This window comes from Streptomyces sp. MMCC 100 (genome assembly GCF_041538145.2).
Lineage (GTDB): Bacteria > Actinomycetota > Actinomycetes > Streptomycetales > Streptomycetaceae > Streptomyces.
Map to the genome: position 1 here is coordinate 3,976,443 of NZ_JBGORK020000001.1, position 14,249 is coordinate 3,990,691.

The following is a 14,249-nucleotide window of genomic DNA, read 5'->3' on the forward strand; positions in this document are numbered from 1 at the left end:
AGTCGCCCTGCGGCGGCTCCGTGCGTGGGGGATCCGGTGTGCCGGGGTTCTGACGACGGCACGGATGACGTCGCGGTTTGGCGGCGTTCCGGGAGAAGTACACTCGCGCCACTCGTCCCCGACGGTGTGCGCGCCGGCGGCCGTCGGACGCTTGCGCATGAGGCCGCTCTTGGCGTGCCCGCCGTTGTCGTAGCCCCGGACGGCGGCGGAGAGGTCTCGGCGATCATCGCCGACTTGCCGTGCGCGCCACCACCGTCCCGGGTGCCCCGGCATCGGCGTGTTGCCCGGAGTCGGCGCAGGACGCGGCAGCCGGAGCCTGCGAGAGGCTCGGCTGCCGCGTCCGGGGTCACATCGTCCGGGGCGTCACATCAGTTGCCGTCTGCGTCCCAGCCAGGTCTGGGCGATCACGACGAGGGCCAGGAAGGCACCGCTGACGACGAGTTGGTAGGAGGAGTCCAGCGATCCGATCTGGTTGATGATGTTCTGGATGGCCTTCAGGAGCAGGACGCCGACCAGTGAGCCGCTGACGTAGCCGAGGCCGCCGGTGAGCAGGGTGCCGCCGATGACGACGGCGGAGATGGCGTCCAGTTCCATGCCGTTGCCGAGGATGGTCACCCCGGAGGCGAGCCAGGCGGCGTTGAGGGCGCCGGCCAGCCCGGCCAGCACCCCGGACAGGGTGTAGACGACGATCTTGGTGCGGGCGACCGGCGCGCCCATCAGGGCGGCCGCGTCCTCGTTGCCGCCGACGGCGTACACGTGCTGGCCGAAACGGGTCCGGCGCAGGACCACGGCGCCCGCCACGAACAGCGCCAGCGTGATCCACACCGGGTTGCCCACGCCCAGGGTGCTGCCCTGCCCGAGTTCGGCGAGGAACGAGCCCTTGCCGATCAGGTACGTGTTGGCGCCCTCGTCGGTGATGGCGAGCATCAGTCCGCGCGCCCCCAGCATGGCGGCCAGCGTGACGATGAAGGGAGCCAGGCGGGAGCGGGCGACCAGCAGACCGTTGACGAGGCCGATCAGGCCGCAGACCACGAGGGGCAGCAGCAGCGCCACCAGGGTGCCGTGGCGGGACCCCCAGGCCGCCAGGACACCGCCGAGGGCGAACAGGGACCCGACGGACAGGTCGATGCCGCCGGTGATGATGACGAAGGTCATGCCCAGGGCGACGATCGCGAGGAAGGCCGAACCGGTCGCCATGTTCGACACGTTGTCGCCGGTGGCGAACGAGTCGAAGCTGAAGGAGGCGACGATCGAGACGAGCACGAGCACCGCCAGCGCGCCGTGCTGCTGGACCAGGGCGCTCAGCCGCTCGGAGCGGGCGGAGCCCACCGGCGCGGTGTCGTCCGTCGGTTCGTCGCTCGCGGTGGTCACGGGCGTCTCCGTCCCGGTGGCGGTCATCGCTTCCCCCGTCCCCGTGCCGCGTAGACCGCGCACACGATCACTATGGCCTGAGCGATCTGGGTCCACGAGGGCGGCAGATCGTGCTTGATCAGGGTGGCGGTGAGCAACTGGATGAGCACCGCTCCGGCCACGGTGCCCGCGATGTTGACGCGGCCTCCGGTCAGCGGGGTGCCGCCGACCACGACGGCGGTGATGGCGGACAGTTCCATCAGGTTGCCGAGCGAGGTCGGGTCGCTGGCCTGGAGGCGGGCGGTGGCCAGCACGCCCGCCACCGCGGCGAGCAGCGCGCACGCGATGTACACGATGATCAGTACGCGCCGTACCGGCAGCCCGGCGAGCTGGGCTGCGGGGCGGCTGTCGCCGATGGCCAGGAGCTGGCGGCCGAAGGTGGTGCGGCGGACCACGAAGGCGACCAGCAGCGCCAGCGCGGCGGCGATCAGGATCAGGTACGGGACGCCGACGATGTCACCGGAACCGAGGGAGGCCAGCGCCGGGTTGCGCAGGTCCTCCAGTTGCGGGAGCAGCACCAGGGCCAGGCCCCGGCCGCCGACCATGAGCGCCAGCGTGGCCACGATGGGCTGGACGCCGATGAACGCGACGAGTGCTCCGTTGGCCAGTCCCACACCGGCGGCGAACAAGGCCACCACCAGCAGGGCGGGCAGCAGACCGTAGCCGAGGTAGAGGGCCGTCACCGAGGCCGCCAGGGCCATCACGGCGCCCACCGACAGGTCGACGCCCTCGGTGCCGATGACCAGGGCCATGCCCAGCGCGACGATGATGACGGGCGCGACCTGGACGGCCTGGGTGCGGAAGTTCTCGGCGGACATGAAGTGCGGGGTGATGACGATGTTGACGACCAGGAGCAGGCCCACCCCGGCGTACACGCCGTAGGTCTGCAACCACTGCAGGATGCGGGCCCGGTCCACGGACGGGGTGCGGAGGGTGGCTTCAGCCATCGGTGGCCGCCTCCTTCACCGTGTCGGGCACCGGGTCGCCGTCACCGGCGATCGTGCGCATCAGCTTGTCCTCGGTGACGTCGTCGCCGGTCAGCTCGCCGACGACCGCACCGTCCTTCAGTACGACCACGCGGTCGGACCCTTCGATCAGTTCCTCCAGGTCGGAGGAGATGAGCAGGACGCCCAAGCCGTCCTCGGCCAGTTCGTCGACGAGCTTCTGGACCTCGGCCTTGGCGCCGACGTCGATACCGCGGGTGGGCTCGTCCAGGAGCAGCACCTTGGGATTCATGGCCAGCCAGCGGGCGAGGAGCACCTTCTGCTGGTTGCCTCCGGACAGCTCGCCGACCTTCTGGTGCGGGGAGGACGCCTTGATGCGCAGCCGCTTGACGAAGGTGTCCACGATGCTGTCGACGCGGGCCTCGGAGACCAGACCGAATCGGGAGAGCCGGGGCAGCGCCGCGAGCGCGATGTTCTCGCGGACCGACAGCCCCGGGACGATGCCCTCGCTCTTGCGGTCCTCGGGCAGGAGGCTGATCCCCGCGCGGATCGCCGCCGGGGTCGAACCTCCGCGCAGCGGCGCGCCGGCGACCGTGACCTCACCCGAACTGCGGGCCAGCGCACCGGAGATGGCCTTCGCCGTCTCGGTACGTCCCGAGCCGAGCAGACCGCCCAGGCCGACGACCTCACCCGGGCGGATGCTCACGGAGACGTCGTGCAGCTTGTGCGGGACCGTCAGGCCCTCGGCCCGCAGGACGGGCCGGTCGTCGGCGGCCTGGTGGTCGCCGGAGAACTTCGTCGCCCCCTCCTCGCGGACGTCGCCCAGGTCCCGGCCGAGCATGGTGGAGACCAGGGCGAGCCGGTCCAGGTCGGCCAGTCGGCCGTGGTGGACGCGGCGACCGTCGCGCAGCACGGTGACGGTGCTGCACATGGCGTAGAGCTCGTCCAGGCGGTGACTGACGTACACGACGGCGATGCCCGCGTCGCGCAGGCGCCGGATCACCGAGAACAGGGTCTCCACCTCGCGCGGTTCGAGCGAGGAGGTCGGCTCGTCCATGATGACGATCCGGGCGTCCGTCGCCACGGCACGGGCCAGGGCGACCATCTGCTGTGCGCCGACGCCGAGGGTGCGCAGCGGCTGTCGCACGTCCACGCGGACGCCGTACGTACCGAGTACTTCCTCGGCCTCGCGGTTCATGCGGGCCACGTCCAGGATGCCGAAGCGGTTGCGCGGCTCACGGCCCAGGAAGAGGTTGCGGGCCACGCTCAGCAGCGGGATGAGGTTGACCTCTTGGTAGATGGTCGAGATGCCGGCCTTCTGCGCCTCCAGAGGGGTGGCGAAGGAGACCTCGCGGCCCTGGAAGGTGATGTCGCCCGCGTCGGGCCGGTAGACACCGGTGAGGAGCTTGATGAGGGTCGACTTGCCGGCGCCGTTCTCGCCGATCAGGGCGTGCACCTCGCCGGGGTGCAGGGTCAGGTCCACGTCGTCCAGGGCACGGACGCCGGGGAAGGTCTTGCTGAGTCCGCGGACGGCGAGGACTTCGGCGGGGGGTGCCACCTGTGCCTCCAGGAAGGAAAGGGTGAGAGGGGGCCGGGGCCCGGATGTCCGGGCCCCGGAGGAGGGTCAGAAGGCCTTGCCGATGTCCTGCTTGGCGTTGTCCGCGTTGTAGGCGCCGTCCTCGATGATGATGTCCTGGGGGACTTCCTCGCCCTTGGTGAAGGTGTCCAGCGTCTGGAACGCCAGCGGTCCGAACCGCGGGTTGGACTCGATGACGCCGCTGATCCAGCCGTCCGCGACGCCCTGTACGGCGTTGCGGGTGCCGTCCACCGTGACGATCTTGACGTCGCCGGCCTTCTTGCCCGCTCCCTTGAGGGCGGTCACCGCGCCGAGGCCCATCTCGTCGTTCTCGGCGTAGATCCCCTTGATGCCCGGCTTGGACTGGATGAGCTGCTCGGTGACCTGCTGGCCCTTCTCGCGGGCGAAGTCACCGGTCTGCTCGAAGACGACCTTCAGGTCCGGTGCCTTCTCGGCGATCCGCTCCTTGAACCCCTTGGTGCGCTCGGTGGTGACGTTGTTTCCGGCGGCGCCGAGCAGGATGGCGACCTCGCCCTTGCCGCCCGTCGCCTCGATCATCTGGTCGGCGGCGCGTCGGCCCTGCTCGACGAAGTCGGAGGCGATGAAGGAGACGTAGTCCTTGCAGGCCGCCGCGTTGATCTTGCGGTCGATCGTAATGATCGGGACCTTCTTGGCGGCGGCCGCCTGCAGCACCGGGTCCCAGCCGTCGGAGTTGAGCGGCGCGATCACCAGGAGGTCGGCGCCCTTGGCGAGCAGGTTCTGTACGTCGCTGATCTGCTTGGAGAACTGCGACTGGGCGTTGGCCGTCAGCAGCTTCACGCCCCGCTTCTTCGCCTCGTCCTTGATGGACTGCGTCTCGGCGATGCGGAACGGGTTGGCTTCCTTCTCCGACTGTGAGAAGCCGACGGTGGCGTTCTTCAGGTCGATCTTCTCGGCACCGTAGGCGTCGATGGTGCAGGTCTTGCTGCCGGGCTTCGGAGTGGCGACCTTCTGCTCGGCGCCGGCGGCCGTCTCGGACTGCTTGTTGTCCGAAGTGTCGTCCTCCGTCTTCGCGCAGGCGGTCGCGGTCAGAGCCACCGCGGCGGCGAGGGCCACGACCACAGGACGGGCGAGACGAGGACGACGAGGAGTGGTGCGCTGCATGGTGGTGACCCCGATCCGGGCGAACGCTGAAAGGGAATTGGGGAACCGAACGATGAGCAGAACCGGCCGACCCCCCTCGGCGCAGGCACTGTGTCCGGTGCGCCGCAAGAGGGTTTTACATCGTTGCAAGGAGCCTGTAAACCCCTTGCGCAGGAGACGCGGGCGGACCATGCACCCGCGTCGGTCCCTCCCAGGGGAAGTTCTCGCGGCGGCACAGGGCGCCTTCGACTCTCAAGCGCTGCACACCTCTTGACGCGGGCCCGGGGCGGCGTGAAAACTGACGGGTCCGCGGGCTGACAACGCTGTCACGCCGCCTCCCTGCCGCCCCGCTCCGCTGACCGGCGGCCGGCGCTCCTGCCTCCTGGGGCGAACGCTCCCGCCGTCAGCCGTTCGGGCTCTCGTCCGCACCACGGCGCCCCAGCGTGCTCTCCCGTTCGACCAGCCGGTAGTCCGCCCGGACGCGCCGGGGTTCAGGAGCGGCGCCCCCGAGCCGGGCGAGGACCGACTCCACCGCCAGCCGGCCGATGGCCCCCTTGTCCGGGGAGACGGACGTGAGGGTCACGGCCCCGAACCGTCCCTCGACCACGTCGTCGAAGCCGACCACCGCGATGTCCTCGGGCACCCGGAGTCCCCGCGCGTGGAGTACCCGCATCGCGCCGATGGCCATGGGGTCGTTGTAGGCGAACACCGCGTCGGGACGCCTTCCGGTGTCGAGGATGCGGGTCATGGCCGCCGCACCGTCCGCGTGCCCCCAGCCGTCGGTGGCGGCGACGAGCCCGTCGTCGACGGGGAGCCCGGCAGCGGTCAGTTCCTCGCGCCAGCCGCGTACGCGGAGTTGGGCGGGCTCGTTGCGCCCGCGCCGGGCGCCGATGAACGCCACCTCTCGGCGCCCCAGACGGACCAGGTGCGCGACGGCGGCGCGGGCGGCGGCGACGTTGTCGATGGCGATGTGGTCGTACGGCAGGTCGTAGTCCCGCTCGCCGAGCAGCACCAGCGGCACGTCCCCGGCACGATCGCGCAGGTCCTCCGTCTCCAGCTCGATGGGGCTGAGGATCAGCCCGTCGATGACCCGCGCCCGGAAGCCCTGACTGACCAGCAGCTCCTGCTCACGTCGTCCGCCGGTGTGGTCCAGCAGCACGGTGTAGTCGTGATCGGCCGCGGTGTCGATGACGGCCGCGGCGAGTTCCGCGAAGTAGGGGTTGCCCAGTTCGGGCAGGGCGAGCGCGATGATGCCCGTGCGTCCCGCCCGCAGGTGCCGGGCCGTCAGGTTGGGACGGTAGCCGAGTTCGTCGATGGAGCGCTGGACGCGTTCACGCATGGCGGGGGTGACGTGCTGGAAGTTGTTCACCACGTTGGAGACGGTCTTGATGGAGACCCCCGCGTGCGCGGCGACGTCCTTGAGGCTGACCCGCACGGCGTTCCCTTCCCTGAGCGGCCCGACTCGGGTGGTCGGTGCGGGTCCGGTGTCGTCACCTTGAGCCGTACGCCGAGCCTGTGCGCTGGTTTTGCAACGTTATACATCCGTTGTCGTCGCGCTGACAAGGCGCGGTCGAGCCCGCCCTCTCCGCTCCGCCGATGTTCGTCCGACCGGCGGAAGGCCAGGCGCGAGGCGGCCCGCGGGCATGCTCGTCGACCCTGTTTACATCGATGTACATGCGCCTCTACTCTGGCGCGGATTTCCCCCCTCGCAGGAAGGAAGACCATCGTGATCCTCCGCCTGTACCACTTCCTCGGACGCGCCCGCGCCCGTGCCGCGCTGTGCGCTCTGACCGGCGTCCTCGGCCTGGCCCTGGCCGGTCCGGCCTCCGCCGACGCGCCATCGCTCCCCGTCTCCTCGACTGCCGTCTCCTCGACTCCCGTCGCGGCGGACACCGCCGCGGCCACCGGGACACCGTTGCGTGACGGCACAGGTCTCTACCCTCGTGCCGTGCGGCTCGCCCACAACGGCGCGGCCAACGGGCGCGTCCTCGCCGGCGTCGTCACCTTCGACGGCAACAACGGCGTCGGCGCCATCCACGAGAGCACCGATTCGGGTACGAGCTTCCGCGAGATCGGCCGAGTCGTCGATCCCGAGTCCGCAGCGGGCCAAGGCCTCTGCTGCGCCACACTGTTCGAGTTGCCCCGGCAGGTGGGCGGGCTGCGGGCGGGCACACTGCTGTGGGCCTCGTCCGCCGGCCAGGACGAACCCGACCGCCGGATGGCGCTGCGGATCTGGCGGAGCGACGACGTGGGACGCACCTGGTCCTATCTCTCCTCGTGCGCCGTCGCGGGCGGCACCGGCGGCCTGTGGGAACCGGAGTTCTCCGTGGCCGCGGACGGCGCGCTGGTCTGCCACTACTCCGACGAGACCGACGCCGGGCACAGCCAGAAGCTGGTCGCCGCACGCAGCTACGACGGCATCCACTGGCAGGACCACCACGACACCGTGGCGAGCAGCTGGTCCGAGGACCGGCCCGGGATGCCTGTCGTCCGGAAGCTGCCGAACGGCAGCTACTTCATGAGCTACGAGATCTGCAATCCCGGCGGCCAGTACCAGTGCGTGGTGCACTTCCGGACTTCCGCTGACGGCTGGAACTGGGGAGACCCCGCCTTCCTCGGATACCGGCCGGAGACCGTGGACGGCAAGTACTTCCGCGCGGCACCGACCGTCGCCTGGGCACCGTCACCGGACGGCGCGCCGAACGGGCGGCTGCTGCTGATCGGCCAGCGGCTCCTCAACAGGGACGGCACGCCCGCCGCCGAGAGCGGCCGCACGATCCTCGCCAACACGGAGAACGGCAGCGGGCCGTGGTACGAGATCGAGGCGCCGGTCGCCGTAGCGGCGCCGGAGGTGAACTACTGCCAGAACTACAGCTCGCCCCTGCTGCCGTCCGAGGACGGTCGCCGAGTGCTGGAGATCGCCACCGACTGGGACGGCTCGGTGTGCAAGCCGTACTTCGCCACCGGGAGTCTCACCGGCACCGGGGACGCGGCCGGCGTCGTCGACGGCGCCCTCTACCGGCTGGTCAACGCGGGCAGCGGGCACTGTCTCGATGTCGCGGCCGATGCGCGCGAGCCCGGGGGCAACGTCCAGCAGTGGACGTGCAACGGCCTTGGCCCGCAGGACTGGACGGTGCGCGCCCACGGCGGCGGCCACTTCACGCTGACCGGGCGAAACAGCGGCCACTGTCTGGACGTGGAGAACGGTTCACCCACGCCGGGCGCGAATGTCCGGCAGTGGTACTGCAACGGGCTGGCCGCGCAGGACTGGCGGCCGGAGAACGCGGGCCGGGGCTACTACCGGCTGGTCGCCCGCTCCAGTGGCCAGTGCCTGGACGTCTCGCAGGGTTCGCGGGAACCGGGCGCCAATGTCCAGCAGTGGACGTGCAACGGGCTGCAACCGCAGCTCTGGCGGCTGGAGCGCGTCTGACTCCAGCGGCTCCGCGGGGTCCGTTCGCGTCGGTGATCAGTGCACGGCCGACAGGACCCCGTGGACGCCGTTCATGCGGGCGGTCCCCCGCGGTTGTCGTCGAGTATCCGCTCCAACCGGTCGAAGCGCTCGTGCAGCACTCGGGTCGCCCGCGCGTACGCCTCCTCGGCAGTCTCCTCGGTGCGGCGCACGAAGTGACCCCGGCGTTCTTGTTCCCTTCCGACGAACCAGGTCGCCAGCGCGGCGGTGACCAGACCGAAGGAGGTGATCCCGGCGATCATCACCACCACGGCCACGATCCGGCCCCAGAAGGTCACGGGGTACAGGTCGCCGTAGCCGACGGTCGTCGCGGTTTCCACGGACCACCACAGGGCCCGCGGATAGGTGATCAGCTGCGCCCCCGGTGCGCCGCGCTCAGCGAGGACGGCGAAGCAGGAACCGACAAGGACCACGATCACCAGGACGACCGTCGCGGCGCACGCAGCCTTCAGGTGCAGCGACCTGCCGTGGCGTCCGAGCAGCAGTTCGGCCAATCTGGCCAGGAGACCGGACAGCATGCGTGGCATGCTCCGTCACCGGCCGGGACGACGACGCGACAACGCGCCGGGGCGGGCCGAACCCACCCGAACAGAGCCAATGGCGGGCACACGGTCAAGTCCGGCGCCGGTCCCGACCTCAGACATCGTCCGCCTGCTGCACCGAGCCGGACGACTGGACGACACCCTGGCGCTCTTCGACGAGGGCAGCGCTGAGTTCGTCGAGGAGCACCCGTCCTGGTTCGGCTCGAGCCGGATCCGCCTGCTGGGCGAGGCCGGGCCGCCGGCACGAGGAGGCCATCGCCGCAATGCCCTCCCTCGCCGAACAGCGTGCGGCCGGTCCGCGACGTGACGCGGTCCTTCAGGCCGGCCGTGGCCCCAACGACCCTCCTTTCCAGCGTGTCCTCCTCATGGGCCCTGCTCCCCGTGGCCGGTCGGTGCCGTGCCGAAGATGAGTACGATCACCTGAGCCTGACCGAGTACGCGAGCGGAGGCCCGCCGCAGGGGACACTGGAAAGGTCGACGCATGCGCCGAATACTGCTCCTCGCTCCGCTGTTGCTGTTCACCGCCGGTTGCGGGCTGGTCCAGTCCTCGCAGAGCGAGGCGACGGACGTGGCTCGGGAGGCCGCCAGGAAAGCGGGCGAGGAGCTGTACGGTCAGCGCCCCCGCACGGCCGAGGAGGTCGGTCGTGCCGCCTCCCGCATCGACGGGGTCGAGGTGATGCGGGTGACGGGCACCTCCACACACGACGGGGACGGCATCGACGTGGTCGTCCGCACGTCCGGCTCGGCGTACAACGGATGGTTCGACGTCGAGGAGATCACCGTGCGGCGCTGTTTCACGGTGCGGGTGTCCCCCAAGTCGCAGTGGCGCGAGGAACCCGATGACGCGGACTGCCCGGACGGCCCCGCGCTGACCTTTGCCCCGCCGCCCGAGCCGCCCCGAATGCCCGGCGAGGAGCTCCGGGCGAAACTCCCCAGGGTCCCACCGGGCGGCCGGGTGGACGAGGCCGAGGTACGCCGTACGCTCGCTGCGCTCGACCTCGATCCGGAAATCCGTACCGAAGTGAAGGCAGAGGGCGGCAGGGTCGGCGTCCTCCTCTCGGTCGAGGGCAACCACTTCGACCCACAGGACTGCCTGCTCGCCCGCATCGGACCCGGCGCCACCGAGGTGTGGGTGCCGCCCCGCATCCAGCGGATGCCCGGAGAGGGCGGCTGTACCCTGGCCAACGCCCTTGACCCGGCGCCGCCACCGCACTGAGCCGAGGACCACTTCGAGCAGCCGCGGCCTTCACCGACAAGCGATCACACGGGGCCGGCGGGGAGCGGCCGACGGCGGTCGTCGCGGCATGACACCGCTCCGTGCGCCACGCAGAATGAATCCCGTCGCCGGCAACGTGGCCGTCGGCGGGAAGGAGAAGCGTGACCGGGATTCCTTCGAAGGACGTCGCCTCCGGGATGCGGGAGGCGGCACGTGCACTGGTGGCCGTCCTGGAGCCGGAGCAGGTGCGTGAACTGCGCGCGGTACCCGACCGGTTGGACGCGCCCCAGCTGCGCGAGTGGAGCTACCTGCCGGGCCCGCGCCCCGGACTCTTCACCGAAGGGCTCGACGACCGGCAGCGCGAGGTGGTCGACGCGCTCCTGGCCACGGCGCACAGCGCGGCGGGAGCGGAGTTGGTGCGCGGGGCGATCGAGGTGGAACGGCACCGTCGCGCCCAGGCGGGGTCCCTGGGCGCGGACCGCTACTGGATGCGGCTGCTCGGCGACCCGGACGGCGAGGGACCTTGGGGCTGGCGGATGAACGGCCACCACCTCGCCGTACACGTACTGGTCACGGCGGCCGGGATCCGGGTGACACCGCACTTCGTCGGCTCGGAACCGGCTCGCATCGGCAACGGCCCACAGGCGGGCCACCGGCTCCTCGGTCCGGAGGAGGACCTGGCCAGAGAGCTGATCACAGGCCTGCACGGCAACGCGCGGGCGGTGGCGCACTTCGCCGCCACGCCGCCGGACGACATCCTGACCCGGGACGATCCGTTCGCCGATCCGGGTCTTCTTCCGGAAGGTCTGACGTACGACCGCATGACGCCCGGTCAGCAGCGCCTTCTGGAGCGCCTGGTACGCCGCTATCTCGACCGCGCGCCCACCGCGTACGCGCGCGAGTGCTGGTCCGACGCGGTGGCCCGTGGGCTGGATTCCCTTTCCTTCGCCTGGGCCGGCGGTCTCGAACCGGGAGACCGGCACTACTACTGCGTCCGCGCCCCGGATTTCCTGATCGAGTACGACAACACGCAGGACGACGGCAACCACGCACACTCGGTCTGGCGCCACATCCGCCACGACTGGGGGGCCGACCTGCTCCGCGGCCACTACACGGAGCAGCACGCGTAGGCCGTTGTGCTCACGTGATCCGTCGCGCTGATACCCGGGGTGCCGACGTGCGCGTTACGGAGCGACATCACCACCATGGTCAAGCGCCCCTCGTCCCAGGGACGGGAGCGGCTACGGTGGCCGTGACTCGCGAAGGAGGCCCCGCACGGCGATCCAGCGGTTGGACAACGTACTCATCGTCGTCCCACTCGCCGAGCAGCTCGGCTGACAGCCGCCGAGGGCCCCGCGCGCCCGCAGGCGTCCCGCACCCGCCCCCGAAGTGTCAGTCCGGGGAAGGCCCCAGCAACGGGGTGGCCTCGGGTCGGCCGGGCAGCGCATGTCCGCAGATTTCGACCACCGGCCGACGGCGTCAGGCGGGTCAGTGCCCCGTGGCCGGTTGGGGACAGTTCGACGGTCCGACCCCTGTCGCGCACCAGCCTGCAGGTGTACGGTCTCGGGCCGATGGCCTTTGGGAGCGCTCCCAAGGCATCCGAACCTGTCATGTCCGCTTCACATGAGGAGGTATGCCTTGAAACGCCTCTTGGCCTTACTCGCGACCTGCGCATCGGTCGTCGGTCTCACAGCGCTTGCCGGGCCCCCGGCGCAGGCCGCAACCGGCTGCAAGGCCGAATACACGATCACCAGCCAGTGGGAGTCCGGCTTCCAGGCCGGCGTGAAGATCACGAACCTGGGTGATCCCGTCAGCGGGTGGACCCTCGGCTTCACCATGCCGGACGCCGGGCAGAAGGTCGTCCAGGGTTGGAACGCGGCCTGGTCGCAGTCCGGCTCCACGGTCACCGCGGAGGGCGTCGACTGGAACCGCACACTGTCCACCGGCGCGTCGGCCGACCTGGGGTTCGTGGGATCCTTCACAGGTTCCAATCCGGCACCCACGTCCTTCACCCTCAACGGCGTGACCTGCACGGGGTCCGTCACCGATCCGCCGACGGACCCCCCGACCGACCCGCCCGCGACCGGCTCCCCGGCTGCCGTCAACGGGCAACTGCACGTCTGCGGTGTGCATCTGTGCAACCAGTACAACCGTCCTGTTCAGCTCCGCGGCATGAGCACGCACGGCATCCAGTGGTTCGGCGAGTGCTACGGCGACGCGTCCCTGGACGCACTGGCCGACGACTGGAAGTCGGACCTGCTCCGCGTCGCCATGTACGTGCAGGAGGACGGCTACGAGACCGACCCGGCGGGGTTCACCGGCCAGGTGAACGGTCTGGTCGACATGGCTGAGGCACGCGGCATGTACGCGGTGATCGACTTCCACACACTGACGCCGGGCGATCCGAACTACAACCTCGACCGCGCCAAGACGTTCTTCTCCTCCGTCGCCGCCCGCAACGCGAACAAGAAGAACGTGATCTACGAGATCGCCAACGAACCCAACGGCGTGAGCTGGGCGGCCGTCAAGAACTACGCAGAGCAGGTCATCCCGGTGATCCGGGCCGCCGACCCGGACGCCGTCGTCATCGTCGGCACCCGGGGCTGGTCCTCGCTGGGCGTCTCGGACGGTGCGAACGAGAGCGAGGTGGTCAACAACCCCGTGAACGCGACCAACATCATGTACGCGTTCCACTTCTACGCCGCGAGCCACAAGGACGACTACCGGGCAGCGGTGAGCCGAGCTGCAACGCAACTACCCCTGTTCGTATCCGAGTTCGGCACGGTGAGCGCCACCGGCGGCGGTGCGGTGGACCGGGCGAGCAGCATCGCATGGCTGGACCTGCTCGACCAGTTGAAGATCAGTTATGCGAACTGGACGTACTCCGACGCCGACGAGGGCAGTGCCGCCTTCAAGCCGGGTACCTGCAGCGGTACCGACTACAGCAGCAGCGGCGTGTTGACCGAGTCCGGGGCTCTGCTGAAGAGCCGTATCAGCACCACCGACAACTTCCCCACGAGTTGACCCGTGGCGGGGCTCCGAGGCCGTCCGGAGTCCCGCCCTGGTCGGCGGCGCCATCAGGAGGTGGGGCTCGCCCGCTCGGTGCCGTCCGCCGAAGCCCTTGCCGACGCGGCCGGCCACTGCGCTGGTCCGCCTTCGCGGTGTACCGCTTCGCTCGCCGTGCGTGCGAACTCCCGGACGGGACGGGTGTCTCCAGCCGTGGGGCCACACGAGGGCCCAGCTCACCAATGGGGCGTCGTGCAGGCGGAGGTAGCACAGCCCCGGCCACTGGTAGTACCGGGCGGCAGTCCCGCGCTGCGGACGACGCCACGGATGCGCCGAACCGGTCCAGGCCCCCTCCCGGCTTGACGCCCGGGGGTTAGGGTCGTGGCTGATCAATGTCACTCGGGAGGGGCGTCAAGGATGAGCAGCACGGTCACGGCGGTCAGCAGCAACGGCACGTACTCGTTCACCAAGCCGAACCGGGACAGCATCACGCTCCTCGCCGGGCTCGGCGTGGAGGGCGACGTACACGCCGGAGTAACGGTCAAGCACCGTTCGCGGATCGCGCAGGATCCCACCCAGCCGAACCTGCGCCAGGTCCACCTCATCCATGAAGAGCTCTTCGACGAGGTCGGCGCGGAAGGATTCGAGGTGGCGCCCGGTGACCTCGGCGAGAACATCACCACCCGCGGCGTGGATCTGCTGGGCCTGCCGGTCGGCACGCTGTTGCGCATCGGCGACGATGCCGTGCTGGAGGTGACCGGCCTTCGCAATCCCTGTCTGCAGATCGACAACTTCCAGGACGGGCTCCTGAAGCAGGTCGTCGGCCGTGACGAGGCCGGGAACATCGTGCGCAAGGCCGGAATCATGAGCATCGTGAAGCGCGGTGGCACGGTGCGCCCCGGTGACGCGATCACAGCGGAACTTCCCAGCGAGCCGCACCGGCCCCTCGATCGGGTCTGACGCC

Annotated in this window: 12 protein-coding genes; 5 read left to right on the plus strand and 7 right to left on the minus strand. The window is 70.3% G+C overall.

Annotated elements, in window-relative coordinates; translation table 11 throughout:
* Positions 1-363: 363 nt before the first annotated feature.
* The 5 genes from ABS735_RS18495 to ABS735_RS18515 all read right to left on the minus strand — a co-directional run bounded on the left by ABS735_RS18495 (position 364) and on the right by ABS735_RS18515 (position 6,487).
* Positions 364-1,398 carry an ABC transporter permease gene (locus ABS735_RS18495; RefSeq protein ID WP_373903323.1) on the minus strand — a complete coding sequence of 345 codons (1,035 nt, stop codon included), beginning with the start codon at positions 1,396-1,398 and terminating at the stop codon, positions 364-366.
* The gene (locus tag ABS735_RS18500) at positions 1,395-2,357 is read right to left on the minus strand and encodes an ABC transporter permease (protein WP_373903322.1); all 963 of its coding nucleotides are present in this window, start codon (positions 2,355-2,357) and stop codon (positions 1,395-1,397) included. Before ABS735_RS18500 ends, ABS735_RS18495 begins: the two co-directional genes overlap by 4 nt.
* On the minus strand, positions 2,350-3,912 hold the full coding sequence (locus ABS735_RS18505) for a sugar ABC transporter ATP-binding protein (RefSeq protein ID WP_373903321.1): 1,563 nt from the start codon (positions 3,910-3,912) through the stop codon (positions 2,350-2,352). Before ABS735_RS18505 ends, ABS735_RS18500 begins: the two co-directional genes overlap by 8 nt.
* A gap of 66 nt (positions 3,913-3,978) precedes the next feature.
* Positions 3,979-5,073, minus strand: a complete 1,095-nt coding sequence (locus ABS735_RS18510; protein ID WP_373903320.1) for an ABC transporter substrate-binding protein — start codon at positions 5,071-5,073, stop codon at positions 3,979-3,981.
* Positions 5,074-5,455: 382 nt separating this feature from the next.
* Positions 5,456-6,487 (minus strand): LacI family DNA-binding transcriptional regulator, encoded by a 1,032-nt coding sequence (locus ABS735_RS18515; RefSeq protein ID WP_373903319.1) that lies wholly within the window; start codon positions 6,485-6,487, stop codon positions 5,456-5,458.
* Between the two features lie 291 nt (positions 6,488-6,778).
* Between ABS735_RS18515 and ABS735_RS18520 the strand changes: the two genes are divergently transcribed.
* Entirely contained in the window at positions 6,779-8,482 is a 1,704-nt protein-coding gene (locus tag ABS735_RS18520) for an RICIN domain-containing protein (RefSeq protein ID WP_373903318.1), read from the plus strand.
* 71 nt (positions 8,483-8,553) lie between these two features.
* On the opposite strand, the gene ABS735_RS18525 is transcribed toward ABS735_RS18520, so the two are convergent.
* A complete protein-coding gene (locus tag ABS735_RS18525) occupies positions 8,554-9,048 on the minus strand; it encodes a potassium channel family protein (RefSeq protein ID WP_373903317.1) in 495 nt (164 codons plus the stop codon).
* A 109-nt stretch (positions 9,049-9,157) separates the two neighbouring features.
* Positions 9,158-9,319: a hypothetical protein gene (locus ABS735_RS18530; protein WP_373903315.1), complete on the minus strand. Its 162-nt coding sequence runs from the start codon at positions 9,317-9,319 to the stop codon at positions 9,158-9,160.
* Between the two features lie 225 nt (positions 9,320-9,544).
* Here ABS735_RS18530 and ABS735_RS18535 point away from each other — a divergent pair, with 225 nt between their 5' ends.
* The 4 genes from ABS735_RS18535 to ABS735_RS18550 all read left to right on the plus strand — a co-directional run bounded on the left by ABS735_RS18535 (position 9,545) and on the right by ABS735_RS18550 (position 14,245).
* Complete coding sequence (locus ABS735_RS18535; protein WP_373903314.1) at positions 9,545-10,279, plus strand: translation initiation factor IF-2; 735 nt, start codon at positions 9,545-9,547, stop codon at positions 10,277-10,279.
* 161 nt (positions 10,280-10,440) lie between these two features.
* Positions 10,441-11,409 (plus strand): DUF3500 domain-containing protein, encoded by a 969-nt coding sequence (locus tag ABS735_RS18540; protein WP_373903313.1) that lies wholly within the window; start codon positions 10,441-10,443, stop codon positions 11,407-11,409.
* A gap of 508 nt (positions 11,410-11,917) precedes the next feature.
* Positions 11,918-13,303, plus strand: coding sequence for a cellulase family glycosylhydrolase (locus ABS735_RS18545; RefSeq protein ID WP_373903312.1), 1,386 nt, complete (start codon positions 11,918-11,920; stop codon positions 13,301-13,303).
* A gap of 399 nt (positions 13,304-13,702) precedes the next feature.
* Positions 13,703-14,245, plus strand: a complete 543-nt coding sequence (locus tag ABS735_RS18550; protein WP_373903311.1) for an MOSC domain-containing protein — start codon at positions 13,703-13,705, stop codon at positions 14,243-14,245.
* The last annotated feature ends 4 nt before the right edge of the window (positions 14,246-14,249 follow it).

What these genes read in the sequence shown, in the direction of transcription:
- ABS735_RS18495 (WP_373903323.1), bottom strand. Translation starts at nt 1,398, where the DNA reads ATGACCGCCACCGGGACGGAGACGCCCGTGACCACCGCGAGCGACGAA.
- ABS735_RS18500 (WP_373903322.1), bottom strand. Translation starts at nt 2,357, where the DNA reads ATGGCTGAAGCCACCCTCCGCACCCCGTCCGTGGACCGGGCCCGCATC.
- ABS735_RS18510 (WP_373903320.1), bottom strand. Translation starts at nt 5,073, where the DNA reads ATGCAGCGCACCACTCCTCGTCGTCCTCGTCTCGCCCGTCCTGTGGTC.
- ABS735_RS18525 (WP_373903317.1), bottom strand. Translation starts at nt 9,048, where the DNA reads ATGCCACGCATGCTGTCCGGTCTCCTGGCCAGATTGGCCGAACTGCTG.
- ABS735_RS18530 (WP_373903315.1), bottom strand. Translation starts at nt 9,319, where the DNA reads ATGGCCTCCTCGTGCCGGCGGCCCGGCCTCGCCCAGCAGGCGGATCCG.
- ABS735_RS18535 (WP_373903314.1), top strand. Translation starts at nt 9,545, where the DNA reads ATGCGCCGAATACTGCTCCTCGCTCCGCTGTTGCTGTTCACCGCCGGT.
- ABS735_RS18550 (WP_373903311.1), top strand. Translation starts at nt 13,703, where the DNA reads ATGAGCAGCACGGTCACGGCGGTCAGCAGCAACGGCACGTACTCGTTC.